We start from the raw sequence: 22,479 nt of genomic DNA on the forward strand, positions 1-22,479 counted from the left end.
TCCCTCAAGCCTGGGCCGGACGATACCGCTCGACATAAGCCGCCACCTGGGCGGTACGTGCCGCGAGGATGGCCTCGGGAATGCGTTGCGGCTGCGTCTGCTGCTGCGCGATGGCACCGGCATCGATGGCTTGCGCGGCCTGCAGTGCGCCTTCCAGATAGGCTGCCTGCGGGAAGGGCTGCAACTCCAGGCCGGTGCGGCCGCGATGATCGCACTCCGAAGCGCGCAGCATGTCGAGGAAGCGCTGCGGTTTGCGGAAGGCGTCGCAGCGCGCGAAGAACTTGACCAAGGTATCGGGACGCATCTCGAAAGAGCGTCCCACATTGCCATGTTCGCGGGCCGTCATCAGCGCCAAGTCACGGCATTCGCCGGGGACTTTCAGGCGCGTGCAGACGTCTTCGGCCAGGCGTTCGCTGCGCGCTTCATGTCCATGGTGGCGCGGCCAGATCTCGGGCGGCGTGGTGCCTTTGCCGAGGTCGTGCAACAGCGCGGCGAAACGGATCGGCAAAGAAAAATCCTGCGCGGCGGCCCAATCAACCACCAGCATCACATGGACGCCGGTATCGATTTCAGGATGCCATTTCTCCGGTTGCGGTACGCCCCACAACGCAGCGAGTTCCGGCAGGATGCGCTGCAAGGCACCGCAGGCGCGCAAGACCTCGAACATGCGCGAAGGCTTGTGCTCCATCAGGCCGCGCGCCAGTTCCTGCCAGACGCGTTCAGGCACCAGGGCATCGACCTCGCCCTCTTGCACCATGCGCTGCATGAGCGCGTTGGTTTCCGGGGCCACCGTGAAATCGGCGAAGCGCGCCGCAAAACGGGCTACGCGCAGGATGCGGACCGGGTCTTCGACGAAGGCGTCAGAGACATGGCGAAATACACGCGCCTCAAGATCGGCACGACCGTGATACGGGTCGACCAGGGTGCCATCCTCATCCTGCGCAATGGCATTGATGGTGAGGTCACGGCGCGCGAGATCATCTTCCAGCGTCACATCGGGGGCGGCGTGGAAAGCGAAGCCCTTGTAGCCCGGCGCAGTCTTGCGCTCGGTGCGGGCCAGGGCATATTCCTCGTGGGTATCGGGGTGGAGGAACACCGGAAAATCCTTGCCGACCGGGCGGAAACCCAGCTCCAGCAACTGCTGCGGCGTGGCCCCCACTACCACGTGGTCGCGGTCTTTCACCGGCAGCCCCAGCAAGCCGTCGCGCACTGCGCCGCCGACGGTGTAGGTCTTCATCGGCTGCGCCTCACTGGTGATCCGGAAGGATTTCCTTCTCGGCCAGCGCCTCGGCGATCCAGCGCGCCACCGCCGGATGCTCGCGCACGCGGTCGGCATAGGCTTGCAGGGCCGGGGCCAGCGGCACCTGGTAGCTGACGAAGCGCATCACCACCGGTGCATAGAAGGCATCGGCAATGGAGAAATCGCCGAAGAGGAATTCATGATGGCCAAATTGCGAGAGGCACTCTTCCCAGATCTCACACACGCGCGCGATGTCGGCCTGTGCCTCGGCGGTGCGCCCCTTGCCGGGGTAGCGGCCACGGATGTCCATGCTCATGGCGGTGCGCAGGCCGGTGAAACCGGAGTGCATCTCGGCACAGATGCTGCGTGCGATGGCGCGGGCATCGGTGCGCGCCGGCCACAGGTGGCGGTCGGGGAATTGCTCGGCCAGGTATTCGCAGATGGACAGCGAATCCCAGATCGCGATGTCCCCATCAAGCAGCACCGGTACGCGGCCCGAGCCGGTGTAGCGGGCGATCTCGCCGGCGGTCTCGGGCTGGTCCAGCAGCACGCGCACTTCCTTGAAAGGAATATCGAAGGCCACGGCAGTGACCCACGGGCGCATCGACCACGAGGAGTAATTCTTGTTGGCGATCACCAGGGTGGGCATGTGGCGTCCGGCCTTTTGCAGGGTTTCGGACAAGACCGGATCCAGTTCTGTATCTTGCATGGGAGCTCGTTTCTCGAAGTTCAATGACGCGACGACTGAACCATTCAGCGCCGCGCGGTGCTGCGGAAGAAGTCGAATTGCTGTTGCGGGCTGCGCGGCAGGAGATAGCCGGGAACGACTTCCTCCAGCGCGCGCGGCGTGAGCTGCAGCTCGGGGGCGATGGGGCCGTGCAGGACATTGTCCACCTTCATCGAGGCGACGTTGTCGCGACTCATCAGCTTGCCTGGCAGGTGTTCCAGCGCGAAGGCCTGCAGCCAGCCGGCCGCATCGGGCAAGCCGATCACCGGACGCGGATGACCGCTGTACCAGCCCGACAGGCGTACCAGTTCGCGCAGCGTGTATTGCTTGGGACCGCCCAGTTCGAACACCTTGCCGCCCAGGCGCGGCAAGGCCAGCGCGTTGACGAAAGCCTGCGCCACATCGCCCACGTAGACCGGCTGGAAGCGCGCATCGGGACTGCCCAGCGGGATCACCGGGAACATGCGGTTCAGGCCGGCGAACATGTTGATGAAATTGTCGCCCTCGCCGAACACGACCGAGGGGCGGAAGATGGCCACATCCAGCGCCGGCGAGGCCAGCGCTTCCTGTTCGCCGGCGGCCTTGGAACGCAGGTACATCGATGGCCCTTGGGCATCGGCGCACAGCGCGCTCATGTGCAGGTAGCGCGGCACCCCCTGCTGCACGCAGGCGGCCACGATGCGGCGCGGCAGCAGCACATGCTGGCGTTCGAAATCCGGACCATAGGGTGCGCCGCCACGTGCCGGGCGCGATTGCAGGATGCCGACCAGGTTGATGACCACGTCAGCTTCCGCCACCAGGCGTGCCAGCACGGCATCGTCATGGATGTTGGCCTGGACCACGCTGACCACAGGCGAGACCAGCAAGTGCTTGGCGCGCTCGTAGCGGCGCGTGGGCACCATGACGCGATAGCCGGTGGTGCTGCCCAGCAGTTCGATCAGGCGGGTGCCGATGAAGCCGGAACCGCCGATGACGAGGATCTTCTTGACTGCCATTTGTCTCTCTCCGATTTCCAGGGGGAAGCGCTGGCCACCGCATCAACTGCGGACGGCGGCCGCGGCGACGGGATCAGGGCAGGTCGGTGGCGACATTGGCATTGGGTGCCACCGTGCCCATGCGCTGCTTCAGGGATTGCGGGCGGTTCTCGAACATGGCCGCATAGTAGGTCGCATTGGACATCACGTTCTTGACATAGCCCCGGGTTTCATTGAAAGGGATGATTTCGGCGAAGATCGCGCCTTCCACCGGTCGCGGCAAGGTCGCGCGCCAGGTGCGCGGACGGCCGGGACCGGCATTGTAGCCGGCGGTGGCCAGGGTTTCCGATCCTTCCAGGTTGTTCAACACCATGTCCAGGTAGCTGGTGCCCAGCAGCAGGTTGGTGTTGATGTCGTTGACCTGGTCAGCCGTGAATTCGGTCATCCCGATCTTTTTGGCGACGAACTTGGCGGTGGCCGGCATCAACTGCATCAGGCCGGAAGCGCCCACGTGCGAACGGGCCGACTTGATGAAGCGCGACTCCTGGCGGATCAGGCCATAGACCCAGGCATTCTCCATGCCCAGCGGACGCGTGGCCGCATTCATCTCCGGCAGGTGCGGTGCCGGGAAGCGCTGGGTGAAATCGAACTCGGTCTTGGTGCGGTCGGAGGTGTTGACCATGCGGTCCAGGACGTCGTTCTGGCGTGCGTATTCAGCGGCGGCCAGCAACTGGCGGTCGGTCATGTTGCGCAGTTCCCAGTTCCATTCGCGGATGGCTTCGAAACGCAGGTTCAGCTGGTAGAACTTGAGCGAACGCTTGAAGCCGGCATTCTGCGAATACAGCGCCACTTCACCGGCGCCCGGCGGCGTCGGGCCGGGCGGGATGGTGATCTGCTGGCCCAGCTCTTCCAGCGCCAGCTGGCCATAGAAGCTGAAGTTGGGTGCAATCGACTCGAACAGGCGGCGAGCCGCCTCGTTCTGGCCTTCGGCCTTCAGCGCACGGCCGAGCCAGTAGACCCAGGCGGTGTCACTGCGCAGCGGGGCCGGCATGGCTTCGATGGTCTTGCGCACGGTCTTCCAGTCACCGTCGCGCAGGGCCATGCGGACCTTCCATTGCATCGCATCCTGGGTCAGTGGCGCGTCCTTGGCCTTGCGCCAGTAATCCGAGGCTTCCGGTGCCAGCTTGTAGGACGCGGCCAGGGCGATCTGTGCCCAAGCCTGTGCAACTTCCTGCGAGGTCAGGTTACGGCCGGCATCGTTGAGATAGGTCGCGGCCTGGGAAGGATTGGTCTTGGCGATGCGGCCCAGCGCGATGATATAAAGCTGGTGGTTCGCCGGACCACGGCCCGGCCCCTTGGCCAGCATCAGCGCGGGACGATCCATCACCTGGGTCACGCTGACGTCGCCGCTGTCGACCAGCACGGCTGCCCGGCGGGCCACGGTGGCATTGCCGTTCTCGGCGGCCTGGCGGATCTGGAACCAGACGTCGGCATCGCTGAACTGGCCATTCTGGGCGAGCGTCGCGATCAGGTCGCTGCAGCCCTGGCCGTAATCCTTGGGATTGCTCAGCAGGGTGCGCGCCTCGTCGGCGACATTGGCGCCCTTGAGTGCGCGCGAGTTCAGGGCAAAGCATTTGACCTGGGTATCGTCATCGAGCACGAACTTGGGATACTGCTCATCGAAGACGGCCCAGTTGCCGGTCTTGCCCAAGGCCAGCAGCCAGTCGTTGCGCAGCCGGTCGACGATGGCCTGGCCGTCCCAGCGTGCCAGGAAATCGCGGATTTCCTGCTCGCTGGCGCTGTAATCGCGCACGCGTGGCTTGAGGCGATAGTAGTCGACATAGGATGCCAGCTCATAGCCCGACAAGCGTGAGGCCAGGTCCTGCGCCAGCGCGGCATTGTCGCTGGCGGCAGCCTGTCGCAGGGCCAGGAAGATATCGTCAGGCGCGGCGTCAGGCGCCACACGCTTCTGGGCGTGGGCGGCCGGTGCAGCGGCAAGCATGGCGCCAGTCGCCAGCGCCAGGGGGAGCGCCAATGAGGCGGCCAGCGCGCGCAGGCGCTGGTTGAACGGATGATTCTTCGGACGCATACTCATGCAAGCTTCTTCATGCAGATTGGTGAAACGGAAAATGAACCCAAGCATAGCACGCGACACGCCCCCGCCAATGACGCAACAGCAGGCGGCCGCCCTTCACAAACAGCGCTTGCGCACCGAGTTGCTGGCGCGCCGCAAGGTCTTGGGCGAGCAGGACAAGATCGCAGCCGATGCCGTCATCGGCCAGCGGATACTGGACTGGTGCGCCACCCACGCCATCCACAGCCTGGCGGTGTACCAGCCGATCCGGCGCGAACCGGATCTGTCTGCGACCTATAACGCGCTGGCCGCGCGCGGGGTGCACCTGTGCCTGCCGGTGGTGGTCGATAAAGATGCGGCGTTGGAATTCCGCGCCTGGCAGCCCGGCGATCCCCTGCAAAAGGATGGGATGGGTACCCTAGTGCCACCTGCCGGCACGACCGTCGTGCGGCCACAGGCGCTGCTGATTCCTTGCCTGGGTGTCAATCCGGCAGGATACCGTCTGGGCTATGGCGGCGGCTTCTATGACCGCACGCTGGCGGCCAGCCCGCGGCCGCTGGCCGTGGGGGTCTGTCACAGCTTCGGGCGGGTTGAGTTCGAGGCGCAGGCGCACGATATCCCGCTGGACAGCATCATTTTCGAGGACGTATGAAAAAAAAAAGCCGGACCCAAGTCCGGCTCGCAGAAGCAGCTGCAGTCTACTTCACCAGTTGTTGCCAGATCGCCTCGGTCGGCCCGGCCTGGTTCAGTGAATAAAAATGCAAACCGGGCGCACCGCCTGCCAGCAGGCGCTGGCACAGCTGGGTCACCACATCCTGGCCGAAGGCGCGGATCGATTCCGTATCGTCGCCGTAACTGGCCAGCTTGAGACGGATCCAGCGCGGGATCTCGGTGCCGCACATGTCCGAGAAACGCATCAGCTGCGTGTAGTTGGTGATGGGCATGATGCCCGCGATCACCGGCACGGTGGCACCCAGTTTGGCGGCGTCATCCACGAAGCGGAAGTAGGCGTCGGCATTGTAGAAATACTGGGTGATGGCCGAATTGGCACCGGCCTTCACTTTGCGCGCGAAGTTCTGCACGTCGTCCTGGGGCGAGCGCGCCTGCGGGTGCATCTCGGGATAGGCGGCCACTTCGATGTGGAACCAGTCACCGGTTTCGGCGCGCACGAACTCGACCAGTTCGTTGGCATGGCGGAATTCGCTGGAAGCCTGGTCCATGGCACCGTAGCCGCTTGGCAGGTCGCCACGCAAGGCCACCAGGCGCTTGATGCCTTGCGCACGATAGTCTTCCAGGATGGCGCGCAGGCTGGCGCGCGAGCTGCCGATGCAGGACAGGTGCGGCGCGGCGTCATGCCCTTCACCGATGATTTCCAGCACGGTGTCGCGCGTGCCTTGCTGCGTCGAGCCCCCGGCACCGAAGGTTACCGAGAAATACTTCGGTGCCAGCTCAGCCAGCCGGGCACGGGTAGCGCGCAGCTTTTCCGTGCCTTCAGCGGTCTTGGGCGGGAAAAATTCGATACTGAAATTATGTTTACTCATTGATTCGAACCCGATTTCAGCAACAGTGTGGACAGAGCCCAGGACACGATGCTGTAGAGCAGTGCGCCGCCGACCGCCGACCAGAATCCGGCCACGTGGAAGCCGCCGACCAGTTGCGCCACGACCCAGAACATCAGGCCGTTGATGACCAGGATGAACAAGCCCAGGGTGAGCATGGTCACCGGCAGGGTCAGCACCACCAGCACCGGACGCACGATGGTATTGACGAAGCCCAGGATGAGCGCGGCCAGCAGGGCCGAACCGAAGCTGTCGACCTGCACCGAGTGCATCAGGTAAGGAACGGCCAGCAAGGCCAATGCATTGATGAGCCAGGTCAGCAGCAGGCGCATGGAAAACCTTTCGACCCCGTCAGGGAGTAATGAAGATACCCGTGAAGCTTGCATCACCTCAAGAGGGGATGCAAGGTCCGCAGGCGGGAGACGATGCTGAGGCTGCCGGGCCGGCCCTCTCCATGCAAGAGAAGGCCGGCGCCAGGCAGGGATCAGTAGCGGTAGTGCTCAGGCTTGTAGGGGCCTTCGACCTTCACGCCGATGTAGGCGGCCTGTTCGGCGGTCAGTTCGCTCAACTGCGCATTGAGTTTCTTCAATTGCAGGCGGGCGACCTTTTCATCCAGGTGCTTGGGCAGCGTGTAGACGCCGACCGGGTAGTCCTTGGTGTTGACGAACAGTTCGATCTGGGCAATGGTCTGGTTGGCGAAGGACGAGCTCATCACGTAGGACGGGTGGCCGGTAGCGCAACCCAGGTTCACCAGGCGGCCTTCGGCCAGCAGAATGATGCGCTTGCCGTCCGGGAAGATCACGTGGTCGACCTGCGGCTTGATGTTTTCCCAGGTGTACTGCTTCAGGGCGGCGACTTCGATTTCATTATCGAAGTGACCGATGTTGCAGACGATGGCCTGGTCCTTCATCTTCTTCATGTGCTCATGGGTGATCACATGGTAGTTGCCGGTGGCGGTCACGAAGATGTCGCCATGCTCAGCGGCATAGTCCATGGTGACCACGCGGTAGCCTTCCATGGCGGCCTGCAGGGCACAGATCGGATCGATTTCGGTGACCCACACTTGCGCCGACAGCGCGCGCAGGGCCTGGGCCGAACCCTTGCCGACGTCACCGTAACCGGCCACGATGGCGACCTTGCCGGCGATCATCACGTCGGTGGCGCGCTTGATGCCGTCCACCAGCGATTCGCGGCAGCCGTACAGGTTGTCGAACTTGGACTTGGTGACCGAGTCGTTGACGTTGATGGCCGGGAAGGCCAGCTTGCCTTCCTTGAACATCTGGTACAGGCGGTGCACGCCGGTAGTGGTCTCTTCGGTGACGCCCTTGATTTCCTTGATGCGCTTGGAATACCACTGCGGGTCCTTGGCCAGGTAACGCTTGATGGCGTTGAAGAGGCACACGGCTTCTTCCGAATCCGGCTTGTCCAGCACCGAGATATCGGCCTCGGCACGGGTACCCAGGTGCAGCAGCACGGTGGCGTCGCCGCCATCGTCCAGGATCATGTTGGAATAGCCGCCATCGGTCCATTCGAAGATGCGGTGGGTGTATTCCCAGTATTCATCCAGGGTTTCGCCCTTGACGGCGAACACCGGGGTGCCGTTGGCCGCGATGGCAGCAGCAGCGTGATCCTGGGTCGAATAGATGTTGCAGGAAGCCCAGCGCACTTGCGCGCCCAGTGCTTCCAGGGTCTGGATCAGCACGGCGGTCTGGATGGTCATGTGCAGCGAACCGGTGATGCGCGCGCCCTTCAGGGGCTGGGAAGCAGCGAATTCCTCGCGGATCGCCATCAGGCCCGGCATTTCGGTTTCGGCGATCTTGATTTCCTTGTGGCCCCAGTCGGCCAGCTTGATGTCTGCGACGATGTAGTCTTGGGTAGGATTGGTGGTCATGGCAATGGCGCTGTTCACGCCCTCCTTTCATGAAAAAGCCAGAAAAAAAGTAACGTGAGCGCGGTTGCCAGGCGACCTGCGCCTGTTCACCGCTTCAAGCCTGGCAGGGTGATAGCCCTGTCGCAACGCTCCTTGCAGCGGTGAGGCATTGTGAGGTTCCAGGTTCCGGACGCAATGCCAACATCGGAACAGTGCACGAATCTTCGTTCGCGGGAACAGCATTGTAGCGCGGGTCAGGCGCTAGTCAATCCCCGGAACAGGCGTGTGAATCGGTCTTCACACGCCTTTCATGCCGGTTTGCAGATGCATTGGCGCTTCATCATGCATGCTGCAAGCCGGCAGTTGCCGGACAGGCTGGCTTACAGGCCAGCCGAGGCGCGCAGGGCGGCGACCTTGTCGGTACGCTCCCAGGTGAATTCCGGCTCTTCGCGGCCGAAGTGGCCATAGGCGGCGGTCTTGGCGTAGATCGGACGCAGCAGGTCCAGCATCTGCACGATGCCCTTGGGGCGCAGGTCGAAGTGCTCCTGCACCAGCTGGGCCAGCTTTTCATCGCTGATCTTGCCGGTACCGAAGGTGGTCACCATGACCGAGGTCGGCTTGGCGATGCCGATGGCGTAGGACACCTGGATCTGGCAACGCTCGGCCAGGCCGGCGGCGACGATGTTCTTGGCCACGTAGCGGCCGGCGTAGGCAGCCGAACGGTCGACCTTGGACGGGTCCTTGCCGGAGAAGGCACCGCCACCGTGGGGCGCTGCGCCACCGTAGGTATCGACGATGATCTTGCGCCCGGTCAGGCCGCAGTCGCCCTGCGGGCCGCCGATGACGAAGCGGCCGGTCGGGTTGATCAGGTAGCGGGTGTTCTTGAGCCACTCGGCCGGCAGCACCGGCTTGATGATTTCCTCGATGGCGGCTTCGTGGATGGCCTTCTGCTCCATCTCCGGCGCATGCTGGGTCGACAGCACCACGGTATCGATGGCGACGGGCTTGCCGTCCACATACTTCAGCGTGACCTGGGACTTGGCGTCGGGACGCAGCCAGGGCAGGCGGCCATCCTTGCGCAGTTGCGACTGGCGCTCGACGATGCGGTGCGCGTAGTAGATCGCGGCCGGCATCAGTTCCGGGGTTTCGTTGCAGGCGTAGCCGAACATCAGGCCTTGGTCGCCGGCGCCTTGCTCCAGGTCAACACCGCGGCCTTCATCAACACCTTGGGCGATGTCGGGGGATTGCTTGTCGTATGCCACCAGTACGGCGCAGCTCTTGTAGTCGATGCCGAAGTCGGCGTTGTCGTAGCCGATGCGCTTGATGGTTTCGCGGGCAACGTCGATGTAATCGATGTTGGCGCGGGTAGTGATTTCACCGGCCAGCACCACCAGACCGGTGTTGCACAGGGTTTCGGCGGCGACGCGGGATTGGGGATCCTGGGTGAAGATGGCATCCAGGATGGCATCCGAGATCTGGTCGGCGACCTTGTCGGGATGGCCTTCGGAGACGGATTCGGACGTGAAGAGATATTCGTTGGACATGCAAGCCTCAGACTGAAAACGATTTAGCAAAATGTCGCGGCCCATCGTTAGTCGTGCCTGCGACGCTTTAGCGATATTTGTACCCCGTCTCGCAAGTTGTCATTAACTCGACGGCTTGTGCTATTTTACGCCTCCTGCGATCTTTTGCAATTTGACGGCGGAGCAACTCCGCCTTTTTGTTATCGGCAAGTATGCTCGTTTCTTTATTCCGCCTGCTTTCTTTCCTGCCGTTGCCGGCCTTGCATGCCCTCGGCGTGGTGGTGGGCTGGCTGGTATTCCTGCTCTCGCCCTCCTATCGCCGCCGCCTGACTGACAACATCACGCTGGCCGGCCATCGCGGCAGTCTCTGGAAATCGGTCGGCGAAGCTGGCAAGGGCATGTTCGAGCTGCCCTTCATCTGGTGCGCAAGTCCGCAACGGGTGCTGCGCACGGCACGCATCGTCAACTGGGACCTGGTGCAGCAGGCGCTGGACGCCAAGGCCGGCATCGTCTTCCTGACGCCGCACCTGGGCTGTTTCGAGATTTCAGCGCAATCGGTGGCGCGCCATGACAGCCTGAGCGTGCTGTATCGCCCGCCGCGCAAGGCCGCGCTCAAGCCCTTGATCGAAGGCGCCCGCGCCCGCGCCAACCTGCACCTGGCACCGGCCAACCTGTCGGGCGTGCGCATCCTGCTCAAGGCCTTGAAGAACGGCCAGGCCATCGGCCTGCTGCCGGACCAGGTACCGCAGAACGGCGAAGGCGTGTGGGCGGATTTCTTCGGCAAGCCGGCCTATACCATGACCCTGCCGGCCAAACTGCAACAGATGAGCGGCGCACCCATCATCCTGGCCTACGCCGAGCGCCTCTCTTGGGGCCGCGGTTATGCAATCCATTTCGTGCCCTTCGAGGGCGAACTCGGCCAGACGCCCGAGCAACAGGCCCGTGCCATCAATGCCGCCATGGAAAAGCTGATCGCCCGCTGCCCGGCGCAGTACATCTGGAGCTACAACCGCTACAAGACGCCGCCAGGCGTGACCCCGCCGGGAGCGGCGCAATGAGAGCCCTGATCGGGCTGATGTGGCTGCTGCACTGGCTGCCGCTGCCCATCCTGGGGCGACTGGGCGAGGCGCTGGGTTGGCTGCTCTATATCTATATGCGTCCGCGTCGCCGCATCACCCTGATCAACCTGCGCCTGTGCTTTCCTGAAAAAACGGAACAGGAACGCCGCCTGCTGGCCCGGCGCCACTTCCAGGCCTATGCCCGCAGCGCCCTGGAGCGCGGCATTTTGTGGTGGGCACCGGAGTCTCGCCTGAAGCGCCTGATCCAGGTCGAACCCGGCATTCCCTTCGAAACGCTCAACCGCGGCCCGACCATCCTGCTGTGCCCCCATTTCGTCTGCCTGGAAATCCCCGGCATCGCGCTGGTGCTCAATTCGGACTATTCAGTCTGCACCATCTACGCCCGCCAGCAGAACGAAGTGGTGGACCAGGCCTTGCTCAAGGGCCGCTCGCGCTTCCGCCCGGTGACGCTGCTGGCGCGCGAGAAAGGCGTCAAGCCCATCATTCGCGCCATGCGCGAAGGACTGCCCTTCATCATGCTGCCCGATATGGATTTCGGCACGCGCGATGCGGAATTCGTCCCCTTCTTCGGCGTGCCTGCGGCCACCCTCACCGCCACCGCCCGCATCGCGGCGGCCACCGGGGCGTCCGTGGTACCGGTCATCACCACCTTCCTGCCCGGCTATCGCGGCTGGAAGACTACCTTCTATCCAGCCTGGGAAAATTATCCGGGCGACGATATCGTGGCCGCCACCCGCCGCATGAATGCCTTTATCGAAGAGCGTGTACTGGAAGCCCCGGCCGAATATTTCTGGGCGCACAAGCGTTTCAAGAATCGCCCCCCGGGCGAACCGGACTTCTATCGCAAGGGCCAGCACTGACGCTGGCAGCGCCGACCACCCCGCCGCCCTTTGAATCGGGCGCAGCGTACTTATAATGATGTGATGAAAATCAAATTTACCAAGATGCACGGTGCCGGCAACGACTTTGTCGTCCTTGATGCCGTCAATCAAGCCATCTCGCTCACGCCTGGCCAGTGGAAGTTCATCGCGGATCGCCGCTTCGGCATCGGCGCTGACCAGATGCTGGTGGTGGAAAAGGCGCAAGGCGCCGGGGTCGATTTCCGTTATCGCATCTACAACGCCGATGGCGGCGAAGTCGAGCAATGCGGCAATGGCGCCCGTGCCTTCGTGCGCTTCGTCACCGAAAAGGGTCTCACCGAGAAGCGCGCGATCCGGGTGGAAACCATGTCCGGCGTGATCGAGCCGCGCCTGGAAGACGACGGCCAGATCACCGTGGACATGGGCGCGCCCATCCTCACGCCCGCCGACGTCCCCTTCGACAGCCGCAACCTTCAGCATCGCAGCGAGGCTGAAGACTCGCTCTGGCCACTGGACGTGGCCGGCAAGACCACCTGGATCTCGGTGGTGTCGATGGGCAATCCGCACGCGGTGCAGGTGGTGGAGGACAGCGAAGCCGCCCCGGTGCTGGTGGACGGGCCGTTGATCGAGCACCATGAACGCTTTCCCAAGCGGGTCAATGCCGGCTTCATGCAGGTGGTGGACCGCCACCACATCAACCTGCGCGTCTATGAACGCGGCGCAGGCGAAACCCTGGCCTGCGGCACCGGTGCCTGTGCGGCCGTGGTCGCAGGCATCCGCCGCGGCCTGCTGGATTCGCCGGTAGCGGTCCAGACCCACGGCGGCGTCCTCAACATCGCCTGGGCCGGTCCGGGCGAGGCAGTGATGATGACCGGGCCCGCCGTGACCGTCTTCGAAGGCGAGATTGACGTGCCTGACGCACTTTGATCGCCTTGCCTCCCTGCAACGAAAAAGCGGCTTGCTGAACCATCATCAGCAAGCCGCTTTTCATTTCAGCCCCACGCGCGGGCTGGCCGGCTCAGGCCGCCAGGTCTTGCGCTTCGGCTTCCTCGTCATCCTGAGACTGTGGCAGGACCGTCTTCAGCCGATACAGGCGCTGGCGATAGTTGCCTTCCGGACCGCTGGGCCCGCAATCCATGTCTTCGAAGAGGCGTCCGATACGGTTGAGCGCACCGCGCTGCTCCCCGGTTTCGACCATGATGAGCCGCCGCTTGCTGCGTGCGTACTGGCTGCGGATGTCGACCATCAGGCAATGCCCGCAATCGGCCTGTTTCAAGTCGATCAACAAGGCTTCCGGCCGGGTCAGGCCAAACAGCATGGCCAGCTCGATGCGGGCCGCCAGGAAAGGATGGGCATTGACCTGCTCACGGCTCATCTGCGCGCGCGCCTGCACGGCCCAGGCCGCAGCTTGCGGGCGGTCGGCCACCTTGTCGAGCAGCGCTTGTGCCTGCTGCGCCCCTTGGGTCGCGGCCTTCTGCAGCCAGTACAGCGCGCGCACGTCGTTGGCGGGATCGTCGCGCCGGTTGCGCCATGCGCCCACGCCGCACTCCACCTGCGCCTCCACATGCCCCATCTCGGCGGCACGCTCCAGGTAATGCTGCACATCCGCAAGATTGCGCTGTGAAAACTCAGGTTTCAGATAGATGCGGGAGAGCACGTACCAAGCCGCGGCCATCCCCTGCTCTCCTGCCAGGGTCAGCCAGCGGATGGCCTTCTTGTAATTGGCCGAACCTTGCCCGGCGAAACGCCGCTCACCCGAGGCATCGACCCGACCGTACAACAGGCCCAGGGCCAGTTGCGCATCGCGGTCGCAGGCCAGGGCTGCCAGCTCCAACAATTGCTGCGCCTGCTGCAGGTCAGGACGCCTGTCAGCCAGATGTACCTCGCCCAGGCGGCGCAGCAATTGGATGTTTTGCGCTCCCAGGGCGGACGCCAAGGCCTCTGAGGGCCCATTGAGCTGAGCCTGGAGCTGGTCATGCTGGCGCAGCATGGCGTCGGCCAGGGGCTGGGCGCGCTGGCGGAACACCGCGAAGTCCGACTGGCGCCAGGCGCTGTCGGCCAGCGCATGCTGGGCCTGCTCGATGCCGGCATCGGCGGCTTTCCGTGTCCAGTGCTGCAATTGCTCCGGCTGCACCGGCACTGCTGCCTGCGGCTCAGCGGCCGCCTGCGGCGCTCCTGCTGCCGGCGCGATCATGCGTTCGCCCTGGCGCGCCAGCAGCCACTGCGCATCCGCATCGCCCTCGGCCGCCACGGCCTCCAGCGCGCGCAAGGCGCGGCTCTTCTGTTGAGCACTGGCCGCCGCAGCGCCTGCCGGATGCTCCAGCACCAGGCGGGCCAGCGTGAGGCCCGCACGCATGGAACCATCCTCAAACGCCCGCTCATACCACTGGGCCGCTTCATGCGGCCGGGCCACCTGGCTTATCACTTCATACGGAATGTGCTGCGCCATGAGCTTCCACGCATCGGCCTGCCCCTGGCGCGCCGCTCGCTCCAGCCAGTGGAATGCAGTACCCGGACTTTGCGGCAGTCCATTGCCCCCAAACAGGTAGCGCTGGCCCAGGTTCAGTTGCGCCTGGGCATCTCCGGCACGTGCTGCGCGGATGATTGCAAGATCCTCGCGATTGGCCATCCAGCCTCCACATCAGGTCAGAAAGCCAAAATTATGCCCCACAATCGACATTTTTTTAAAAAACCATCGAAAACAATCGAAACGCATCTTTTTAACAACAAGGTGGCTGGCGAGACGGGACGGATCAAGTTTTGGGGTGCAATGCCGTTAATGAGTGACAAGCTGCAAGCCAAAATTTGCCTGTCAGGCATTGACGGGCAGGAAAGCGTTTGAAAAAAACAACACTACGCTAGCGGTTTGACGCTTTCAACCAAAATTCCGCCTTCCACGTGACCAATCTGCGGCCACGCCAAATGAGAACCCTTAATGTCTCACCATCCGACCAGAAGTACGGATCCTCAAGACTATTTTTATAGAAGGATGTCAAATGAAAAAATCTCTGCTGGCACTGGCCGTCCTCGGCGCGTTCGCAGGTGCTGCTCAAGCACAAAGCTCCGTTACTATCTACGGTATCGTTGATACTGGTATCGCTTACTCCAGCAAGGTCGTCAACGCTGCTGGCACTGGCACTGGCAGCAAGTTCGGTCTGAACTCGGGCGTGGTCCAAGGTTCGCGTATCGGCTTCAAGGGCGTGGAAGACCTGGGCGGCGGTCTGTCGGCCGTGTTCCAACTGGAAACTGGCTTCACCAACGACGACGGCGGCCTGCAAGGCGCCGACGCCGTGACCTCCTCCAACCTGTTCCGCCGCAAGTCGGTGGTCGGTCTGGCTGGTGGCTTCGGTACCGTGCTGCTGGGTCGTCAAACCGATTTCGCTGACACCATCTCCGCTTACACCGCTGTGAACGACTTCGGTGGCGTGGTCTCCAACTCGGGTTCGGGCCTGAACCGCCTGCAAGGTGTTCGTACCAACAACTCGATCAGCTACACCACCAACAACCTGAGCGGCTTCACCGGTAACCTGATCTACGGTTTCGGCGAACAAGCTGGCAAGACCTCCGCTGGTCAAGCCTACGGCATCGGCGGCAAGTACGACAACGGTCCTCTGGGTCTGGGTATCAACTACTACCAGTCCAAGATTGGCACCACCCCGTCGGACACTTCGCTGATCCAAGGCGTCGCTCCTTCGGCTAGCGCTTCGGCCTCCACCCTGGCAACCTACAACGCCACCACCGCAGCTAACGCCGCCAACGCTGGCAGCACCGCTCTGAAGAGCCTGAACGTTGTGGCTTCCTACCAGTTCGGCCCGGCCCGCGTGTACGCTAACTACTCGCGCGTCAAGCAAGATCTGAAGGGCACCCCGACCGTTGCTACCGCAACCCTGGCCAACGCACAGAAGGTTGATACCTATGAAATCGGTACCGCCTACTCCCTGTCGCCTTCCCTGAAGCTGCTGGCAGCTGTTGACCACTCCCGCGCGACCTTCAACGGCGTCAACGGCAAGGGTAAGCTGACCCAGATCAGCCTGGGTGCTGACTACTGGCTGTCCAAGCGTACCGACCTGTACGCCTTCGTGTCCAACATGCGTGCTACCGACATCCAAAACCCGGGTGTCATCGGCGGCGCAACCGGTTCCGATGCCAGCCAAACCGCTGTCATCACCGGTATCCGTCACAAGTTCTAATTCATGGATCTGAAGCCGGTGTGATTACATCGGTTTCAACCTGAGTTGAACCTGAGCCGTACCGAAAGAGGCCTGCATGAGCAATCATGCAGGCCTCTTTCTTTTTTGTCCTCGCCCGCCCTGCCGGCCCCGGCAAGCCCGTCCCGCCAGTGCCGATGATTGTCAGTGTGTCCGATAGCGAGGATAATCTCGCGATACTTCCGGTACGCTCCTCCCCGCGCGCCACCGGCACTCCAACACAGACCCCGCGACGATGACCACCGAACTGGATTCCAGCCTGATTGCCGACTACCTGCTCGACCACCCTCATTTCTTCGAGGAGCATGCCGAACTGCTTTCGACGGTCAAGCTGACCAGCCCCGTGATGGGCCGCGCCGTGTCGCTGCAGGAACGCCAGATGGAAATCCTGCGCGAGAAGATCCGCGTGCAGGAACTGCGCATGGCCGACCTCATGCGCATCGCCCAGGAAAACGACGAGATCACAAGCAAGTTCCAGGCATGGAGCCGCGCCCTGCTTCTGACCCGCGATGCCGCAGACCTGCCGCGCGTGCTGGTAGACCGGCTGCAGGAGATCTTCCACGTGCCGCAAGTGACGGTACGCCTGTGGAACCTGGGCCCCGCGCACGCCGGCCATTGGGCCACGCAGGAAGTCTCGGATGATGCACGCATTTTCGCCAATGGCTTGTCGGCGCCCTTCTGCGGCCCCAACAAGGATTTCGAAGCGGCCGGCTGGCTGGAGGACGCCGCCTCCGTAAAATCGGTCGCCATGCTGCCGCTGCGCGTGGGTGCTGCGCCCGAAGCCTTCGGCCTGCTGGTCCTGGGTTCGCCCGATCCCAGCCGCTTCACCGCCGACATGGGCACCGATTTCCTGACCCGCATCGGCGAAACCGGCAGCGCCGCCCTGGCCTGCCTGCTGCGCTGAGCGCGGCGGCCAGCGCCGAGGAGTCACCGCATGGATGACACAACGGTGCCGGCTACGTCCCTGATCGGACAGTATCTTTCCTTCCTGCGCAGCCAGCGCAAGCTTTCGCCGCATACGCTGGACGGCTATGCGCGCGACCTGCAAGAGCTGTGCGCCCTGCTGGCGCCCGCCGACCCGGAGCAGGACGCCAGTGAACCTGCCCTGCAGCACGTCACCCAGGCCCAGATCCGCAAATGCGCTGCCCGCCTGCATGCCCGCGGCCTCAACGCGCGCTCCATCTCGCGCAAGCTGTCGGCCTGGCGCGGCCTGTTCGCCTGGCTGGCGCTGGAACAGGCGATGCCGGCCAATCCGGTCGATGGCGTCAAGCCACCCAAGAAAAGCAAACCCCTGCCCAAGGCCTTGCCGGCCGATGAGGCCATCCGCCTGGTCTCCCAGGCCGATCCGGCGCGCGATCCCGATTCCACGCTGGCGGCCTGCAACCGGGCCATGTTCGAGTTGCTGTATTCGAGTGGATTGCGGGTCTCGGAACTGGTTGGCATTGATGTCGCCGATGTGCGCGAAGGCCCCTACGAATCAGCCGGCTGGATCGACCTGGACGAGGCGGAAGTCACCGTCACCGGCAAGGGTGGCAAGAAGCGCAAGGTCCCGGTGGGCCAGGCAGCCTTGCAGGCTATCCGCGACTGGCTGCCCTTGCGCGCCGGACTGGTCAAGGCCGACCGTGGGACCGATGGTCACGCGCTGTTTCTCAATGAACGCGGCGCGCGCATGTCGCCCCGGGTGACGCAGCTGCGGCTCAAGGCCCATGGCAAGGGGGTGGAGATGCCGGCTGACGTGCATCCCCACATGCTGCGCCATTCGTTCGCCTCGCACGTGCTGCAGAGTTCCGGCGACCTGCGCGCGGTGCAGGAAATGCTGGGCCACGCCTCCATCACCGCCACCCAGGTCTACACCGCGCTGGACTTCCAGCGCTTGGCCCAGGTCTATGACCAGGCCCATCCACGGGCCCGCAAAGGCGGCGGCAAGTAACTGCCGGCCGGCTGGCGGCCGCGCCTTCGCGAGCGCCGGGCCGTGATCGGATAAAATGGAGGCTTCCGCACGCCACGTGCTACCGAACCGTTGGCCAGTCCCGCTGGCCCAGCACACTCGCCCATGCCGACCATGAAAGCCAAAGCCGCCGAATCCTCTCCCGCCAGCACTGCCGCCCAGGCTGCGACGGTGACCGCGCTGGCCGAGGCACAACTGCGCGAGGCCGGCGTACGCGTGACGCAGGCCCGCGTCAATGTCCTGGGTGCGCTGCTGGAAACCCGCAGCGCGGCGTCCCACCAGGATATCCAGGATCGCTTTGCCGACATGGACCGGGTCACGCTCTACCGTGCCCTGGATTGCCTGACCGAAGCCGGCCTGGCGCACAAGATCTCCAGCGACGACCGCATCTTCCGCTACAGCGCCGGTGCCGATCACGCCGAACACGGCCTGCACGACCATGCCCAAGGCAAGCAGCACCAGCACGGCCACTTCAAGTGCACCCGCTGCAACCGCGTGTTCTGCCTGGATGCCAGCGATGGCACCGACTTCCTGGCTACCGTCCTGCCCGACGCCGACCGTCACCGCTCCACCGCCGCGCAATTGCAATCGGCCTTGCGCAAGACCCTGGGCAAAGGCTTCCAGAGTCATGAAGTGGAACTGACCATCAAAGGTTGGTGCGCCGACTGCGCCGACTGACTTTTGGCAGATCCCTTCAGCTCAGCGCGCGGCCCCCAGCGCCGCAAGCCGTCGTGGCAACTGCCGCACTGAACGAACCTTCACATCGACAAAACCCGGCAAGCGACTCAATGCGCGTTGGCCGCCCATGTGCCCGAGCAGCGCCTGGCTACCGCGCAGATACTGCGTGACCCAGGCCGTGCGCACGCCCAGCTCCCGCGCGCTCTTGAGGTTATCGACCGTATCCTCGACCAGGATGCAGCGGCGCGGCGCCACCTTGTGGCGCGCCAGCAGCTTGCGCAGCATGATGCGCGAAGGCTTGGGACGCAGCTGGCGATGCACGTGCATGGACTCGATGGAGATGTGATGCGAGAAATGCCGGTGCAGCCCCAGGTGCCGCACCAGCTCACGGGAATAACGGCGCGGTGCGTTGGTCAGCAGGATCTTCTGCCCCGGCAACTGCGACAGCCAGCGCCCGATACCGCGCTCTGCACGCACCATGCCCGGCAGGTCATCGAACAGATGCGCTTCATGCAGGAATTCATCCACCCCCAGCCCGTGGTGGCGCACCAGCCCCAGCAGGGTGGCGCCGTAGAGCTTCCAGTAGTGCCGCCGCAGGTAATTGACCGCCGCTTCGTCGCTGGGCTGGCCATCGTTGTCCAGCACCCGCTTGATGATGCGGTTCATGTTGGTGTTGATGGCCGGGAAGATCGCGTGCGAGGCGTTGTGCAGGGTATTGTCGAGATCGAACAGCCAGAGCGGTGTAGTATTGGACGCCATAAAAAGACCGGCGCGCCGCCGTCACCGGGGCGCACCTTCAGCAAGCTAGGAAAGAAAGGCCAGCAGTGACCGGATTGATGCAACGCTTGATTATAGTGAGTTTGACCTGGCTGTCCTGCCTGAACTTGCTCTCCCCCGCCCGCGCTGCCACGCCAACCGATGCGGCCCCGCCGGCGCCACCGCGCGGCGCCCTTTACCAGGTCTCCGACGGCCGCCATACCTTGCTGCTGTTTGGCACGATCCACGTCGGCGCTCCCGACTTCTATCCGCTGGAACCGAAGCTGCAACAAGCCCTGGCCGTGGCGCCCGCACTGGCGCTGGAACTGGACCCGCAGAACAGCGCCGCCATGCAGAGCGCCGTACAGCGCTACGCGGTCTATCCTGCCGGACAACAGTTGCTGGACCAACTCGACCCGGCACTGCGCGAACGGACCCGGACCACGCTGCAGCGTTTCGGCATGACGCCGGACAACGTGCAGCAACTGCGCCCCTGGATGCTGGCCATGGCCCTGACCGTGCAGGAATACGTACGTCACGGCTATCGCACCGACCTGGCCGTGGACAGCCATCTGGCGGCCACCGTCCGTGCACATGGCGGCAAGGTGATTGAACTGGAAAGCGCCGATCGCCAGATGGGCCTGTTCAGCAAGCTCACGCCGGCACAGCAGGCGCAATTCCTCTCCGATACCCTGCAGGAGCTGGACGATGCCGACCTCACCCGCAAGCTGGACCGCCTGGTCGCCGCCTGGCGCCGCGCCGACAGCGCCGACTTCGCTGCCGCCTTGCAGGAGATGCAGCAGGATGAGAGTTTCGCCAGCCGCTTTGCGGTGCAAACCCTGCTGCGCGAGCGCAACCCCGGCCTGGCGGCGGGCATTGCAGGACTGCTGCGCCAGCAGGACAAGGCCGTGGCGGCCATCGGCATCCTGCATCTGGTCGGGCCGGGCAGCGTGCCGGTCCTGCTGGAAAAGCAGGGCTTGCAGGTGCGGCAACTTTACTGAATCCGCCCGGCCGCGACGCATCAAAGGCGCGGCAATGCGCTGTGCACAAAAAAAGGGATGAGCAAGCTCATCCCTTTTTGCATGACCGGAGCCCTGCAGCGATCAGTGTGAACGGATCATGGTCCCGAAGGCCTGCTCGGTCAGCACTTCCAGCAGCAGCGAATGCTCGATGCGGCCGTCGATGATGTGGACCGTGTTCACGCCCGACTTGGCCGCATCCAGGGCCGAGGAGATCTTGGGCAGCATGCCGCCGGAGATGGTGCCGTCGGCGAACATCTCATCGATCTCGCGCGCCGACAGGTCGGTCAGCAGGTTGCCGGCCTTGTCCTGGACACCGGCGATGTTGGTCATCATGATCAGCTTTTCGGCGTGCAGGATCTCGGCGATCTTGCCGGCCACCACGTCGGCATTGATGTTGTAGGCCTGGCCATCGTCACCGAAACCGATCGGCGAGATGATGGGGATGAATGCATCGTCCTGCAGCGCCTTGACCACCGCCGGGTTGATGGCGTCGATCTCGCCGACGTAACCGATGTCGAGGAATTGACCGGGATGCTCCTTGTCCGGCATCTGCATCTTGCGCGCGCGGATCAGGCCGCCGTCCTTGCCGGTCAGGCCCACCGCCTGGCCGCCGTAGTGATTGATCAGCATCACGATGTCCTGCTGCACTTCACCGCCCAGCACCCATTCCACCACTTCCATGGTTTCTTCATCGGTAATGCGCATGCCCTGCACGAAGGTCCCCTGCTTGCCGATCTTCTTGAGCGCCGCATCGATCTGCGGGCCGCCGCCGTGGACCACCACCGGGTTCATGCCGACCAGCTTCAACAGGATCACGTCGCGGGCGAAGCCGTGCTTGAGGCTTTCTTCGGTCATCGCATTGCCGCCGTACTTGACCACGATGGTCTTGCCGTGGAATTTGCGGATATACGGCAGCGCCTCGGCCAGGATTTCGGCTTTGATCTGGGGAGCTACGTTGGTGAGGTCGGTGGTCATGGCAATGTCCTGTCGATGCGATGAGGAAAAAGTGATGGGGTGATGCGGTTAGGGACGCGATTTTACATGGAAAGCCGCTTGCCTTCGCACTGCAACATGCGGCGTGTCCTATCCAGACAACGCCGCCGCGCTCAGGCGCTGCAGGCGCGGATTTCCTGATCCGGGAAGGCGCTCTTGATGTTCTCCAGCGCGGTGCGGGCTTCCGGGCTCAGATCGCGCAGCTGGAACACCTGCTTGCCGGCCCCCGAGCGGCGCGCAATGATGCGGGCGCTGCGCACCCCGCGCGAGATCAGCTGGCCCACATAGGCCTTGGCCGCCTCCTCGGTGCGGAAAATGCCCAGCGAGACACCCGAACGCAGCGCCGGATTGGGGAAACTGTCAGGAATGACATAGAAATCGCCGATGCCCAGCCGGCGCAGCTCGGCAACGCGGCGCTCGGCGCCCTCGCGGCCATCCTGGGGCGGGATGTAGACCATGTGGCTGGTCACGTCCTGGGTCAGCTTCTGGACCACCTTGTCACCCAGCTTGAGGCCGGCCAGCTGGTCCGAAAAGCGGCGCGCATCGGCGGCAGTGAAGTTGCCGACCTCAGTACAGGAAGGGGTGACCGTGGCGACCTGCGCAGCCGCAGGCTGGGCCGGGGACGCCGTGGCGGGGGTTGCCGCCGGGGCGGCAGCGGCAGGCGCTGCGGCCGCCGTCGCAGGGTCGGCAGCGGACGCCTGCGTCGTCGCCGGCTGCGCGCGCAGTTGCGACGCCAGTTTCTCGCTGTTGGCCGGCAGCACGCTCAGCAGTTCCGGGCGCAATTGCTCAGCCAGGCGCTGCGGCTCGCGCCGTTCGGAGGCGTTGGCACCGAAATAGCCGCGCGACATCCCGAACAGGACCACGTTACCTACCAGCAACAGCCAAAAAAGCAGTTTCAGCTTCATCCGCGCCCAGTCTTCCTTGCCCTGATTGATTTGCTTGTCTGCATGGACAAGCGCTCAGCGTCC

General features: G+C 63.9%; 22 protein-coding genes and 1 riboswitch. Of the genes, 10 read left to right on the top strand and 12 right to left on the bottom strand.

Annotation, left to right across the window (positions count from 1 at the left end; genetic code table 11):
• Positions 1–4: 4 nt before the first annotated feature.
• The 4 genes from CEJ45_RS10420 to CEJ45_RS10435 form a co-directional block, all read right to left on the bottom strand.
• Entirely contained in the window at positions 5–1,237 is a 1,233-nt protein-coding gene (locus tag CEJ45_RS10420) for a multifunctional CCA addition/repair protein (RefSeq protein WP_088755064.1), read from the bottom strand.
• A gap of 10 nt (positions 1,238–1,247) precedes the next feature.
• Positions 1,248–1,949, bottom strand: a complete 702-nt coding sequence (locus tag CEJ45_RS10425; protein WP_088755065.1) for a glutathione S-transferase family protein — start codon at positions 1,947–1,949, stop codon at positions 1,248–1,250.
• 44 nt (positions 1,950–1,993) lie between these two features.
• Positions 1,994–2,962, bottom strand: a complete 969-nt coding sequence (locus CEJ45_RS10430) for a complex I NDUFA9 subunit family protein (protein WP_088755066.1) — start codon at positions 2,960–2,962, stop codon at positions 1,994–1,996.
• Positions 2,963–3,035: 73 nt separating this feature from the next.
• Positions 3,036–5,036 carry a lytic transglycosylase domain-containing protein gene (locus tag CEJ45_RS10435; protein ID WP_088755067.1) on the bottom strand — a complete coding sequence of 667 codons (2,001 nt, stop codon included), beginning with the start codon at positions 5,034–5,036 and terminating at the stop codon, positions 3,036–3,038.
• Positions 5,037–5,070: 34 nt separating this feature from the next.
• Between CEJ45_RS10435 and CEJ45_RS10440 the strand changes: the two genes are divergently transcribed.
• A complete protein-coding gene (locus tag CEJ45_RS10440) occupies positions 5,071–5,667 on the top strand; it encodes a 5-formyltetrahydrofolate cyclo-ligase (protein ID WP_241517321.1) in 597 nt (198 codons plus the stop codon).
• Positions 5,668–5,713: 46 nt separating this feature from the next.
• On the opposite strand, the gene metF is transcribed toward CEJ45_RS10440, so the two are convergent.
• The 4 genes from metF to metK all read right to left on the bottom strand — a co-directional run bounded on the left by metF (position 5,714) and on the right by metK (position 9,988).
• Entirely contained in the window at positions 5,714–6,556 is an 843-nt protein-coding gene (metF, locus tag CEJ45_RS10445) for a methylenetetrahydrofolate reductase [NAD(P)H] (protein WP_088755069.1), read from the bottom strand.
• Positions 6,553–6,906, bottom strand: coding sequence for a phage holin family protein (locus CEJ45_RS10450; protein WP_008332818.1), 354 nt, complete (start codon positions 6,904–6,906; stop codon positions 6,553–6,555). The genes metF and CEJ45_RS10450 overlap by 4 nt, the downstream gene beginning before the upstream one ends.
• A 152-nt stretch (positions 6,907–7,058) precedes the next feature.
• Positions 7,059–8,465: an adenosylhomocysteinase gene (ahcY, locus tag CEJ45_RS10455; RefSeq protein WP_088755197.1), complete on the bottom strand. Its 1,407-nt coding sequence runs from the start codon at positions 8,463–8,465 to the stop codon at positions 7,059–7,061.
• A gap of 49 nt (positions 8,466–8,514) precedes the next feature.
• A riboswitch (S-adenosyl-L-homocysteine riboswitch) is annotated at positions 8,515–8,605 on the bottom strand.
• 219 nt (positions 8,606–8,824) lie between these two features.
• Positions 8,825–9,988 carry a methionine adenosyltransferase gene (gene metK, locus CEJ45_RS10460; RefSeq protein WP_088755070.1) on the bottom strand — a complete coding sequence of 388 codons (1,164 nt, stop codon included), beginning with the start codon at positions 9,986–9,988 and terminating at the stop codon, positions 8,825–8,827.
• A 191-nt stretch (positions 9,989–10,179) separates the two neighbouring features.
• Between metK and CEJ45_RS10465 the strand changes: the two genes are divergently transcribed.
• From CEJ45_RS10465 to dapF, 3 genes are all read left to right on the top strand, one after another.
• Positions 10,180–11,025, top strand: coding sequence for a lysophospholipid acyltransferase family protein (locus CEJ45_RS10465; RefSeq protein ID WP_088755071.1), 846 nt, complete (start codon positions 10,180–10,182; stop codon positions 11,023–11,025).
• Positions 11,022–11,906 carry an LpxL/LpxP family acyltransferase gene (locus CEJ45_RS10470; protein WP_088755072.1) on the top strand — a complete coding sequence of 295 codons (885 nt, stop codon included), beginning with the start codon at positions 11,022–11,024 and terminating at the stop codon, positions 11,904–11,906. Before CEJ45_RS10465 ends, CEJ45_RS10470 begins: the two co-directional genes overlap by 4 nt.
• 63 nt (positions 11,907–11,969) lie before the next feature.
• Positions 11,970–12,833, top strand: a complete 864-nt coding sequence (gene dapF, locus CEJ45_RS10475) for a diaminopimelate epimerase (protein WP_088755073.1) — start codon at positions 11,970–11,972, stop codon at positions 12,831–12,833.
• Positions 12,834–12,924: 91 nt separating this feature from the next.
• Here the strand turns inward: dapF and CEJ45_RS10480 are convergent, their stop codons facing one another.
• Positions 12,925–14,535 (bottom strand): tetratricopeptide repeat protein, encoded by a 1,611-nt coding sequence (locus CEJ45_RS10480; protein WP_088755074.1) that lies wholly within the window; start codon positions 14,533–14,535, stop codon positions 12,925–12,927.
• 33 nt (positions 14,536–14,568) lie between these two features.
• Here CEJ45_RS10480 and CEJ45_RS24810 point away from each other — a divergent pair, with 33 nt between their 5' ends.
• From CEJ45_RS24810 to CEJ45_RS10500, 5 genes are all read left to right on the top strand, one after another.
• The gene (locus CEJ45_RS24810; protein WP_158214913.1) at positions 14,569–14,748 is read left to right on the top strand and encodes a hypothetical protein; all 180 of its coding nucleotides are present in this window, start codon (positions 14,569–14,571) and stop codon (positions 14,746–14,748) included.
• Between the two features lie 154 nt (positions 14,749–14,902).
• On the top strand, positions 14,903–16,096 hold the full coding sequence (locus CEJ45_RS10485) for a porin (protein ID WP_088755075.1): 1,194 nt from the start codon (positions 14,903–14,905) through the stop codon (positions 16,094–16,096).
• A gap of 253 nt (positions 16,097–16,349) precedes the next feature.
• Positions 16,350–17,018 (top strand): DUF484 family protein, encoded by a 669-nt coding sequence (locus tag CEJ45_RS10490; protein ID WP_088755076.1) that lies wholly within the window; start codon positions 16,350–16,352, stop codon positions 17,016–17,018.
• A 30-nt stretch (positions 17,019–17,048) separates the two neighbouring features.
• The gene (locus CEJ45_RS10495; protein WP_088755077.1) at positions 17,049–18,044 is read left to right on the top strand and encodes a tyrosine-type recombinase/integrase; all 996 of its coding nucleotides are present in this window, start codon (positions 17,049–17,051) and stop codon (positions 18,042–18,044) included.
• A gap of 123 nt (positions 18,045–18,167) precedes the next feature.
• Positions 18,168–18,740, top strand: coding sequence for a Fur family transcriptional regulator (locus CEJ45_RS10500; protein ID WP_088755078.1), 573 nt, complete (start codon positions 18,168–18,170; stop codon positions 18,738–18,740).
• Positions 18,741–18,761: 21 nt separating this feature from the next.
• Here the strand turns inward: CEJ45_RS10500 and CEJ45_RS10505 are convergent, their stop codons facing one another.
• Positions 18,762–19,499 (bottom strand): HAD-IA family hydrolase, encoded by a 738-nt coding sequence (locus CEJ45_RS10505; protein WP_034331773.1) that lies wholly within the window; start codon positions 19,497–19,499, stop codon positions 18,762–18,764.
• Positions 19,500–19,594: 95 nt separating this feature from the next.
• On the opposite strand from CEJ45_RS10505, the gene CEJ45_RS10510 reads away from it, so the two are divergent.
• On the top strand, positions 19,595–20,497 hold the full coding sequence (locus CEJ45_RS10510) for a TraB/GumN family protein (RefSeq protein WP_241517322.1): 903 nt from the start codon (positions 19,595–19,597) through the stop codon (positions 20,495–20,497).
• Positions 20,498–20,599: 102 nt separating this feature from the next.
• Here CEJ45_RS10510 and argB read toward each other — a convergent pair whose 3' ends face one another.
• Both argB and CEJ45_RS10520 read right to left on the bottom strand, forming a co-directional pair.
• The gene (argB, locus tag CEJ45_RS10515) at positions 20,600–21,493 is read right to left on the bottom strand and encodes an acetylglutamate kinase (protein WP_088755080.1); all 894 of its coding nucleotides are present in this window, start codon (positions 21,491–21,493) and stop codon (positions 20,600–20,602) included.
• Between the two features lie 131 nt (positions 21,494–21,624).
• Positions 21,625–22,416, bottom strand: coding sequence for a hypothetical protein (locus CEJ45_RS10520; RefSeq protein ID WP_088755081.1), 792 nt, complete (start codon positions 22,414–22,416; stop codon positions 21,625–21,627).
• Positions 22,417–22,479: the final 63 nt, after the last annotated feature.

Origin of the sequence: Herbaspirillum aquaticum (assembly GCF_002213425.1) — a bacterium.
In the GTDB taxonomy this organism is placed as follows: domain Bacteria; phylum Pseudomonadota; class Gammaproteobacteria; order Burkholderiales; family Burkholderiaceae_D; genus Herbaspirillum; species Herbaspirillum aquaticum.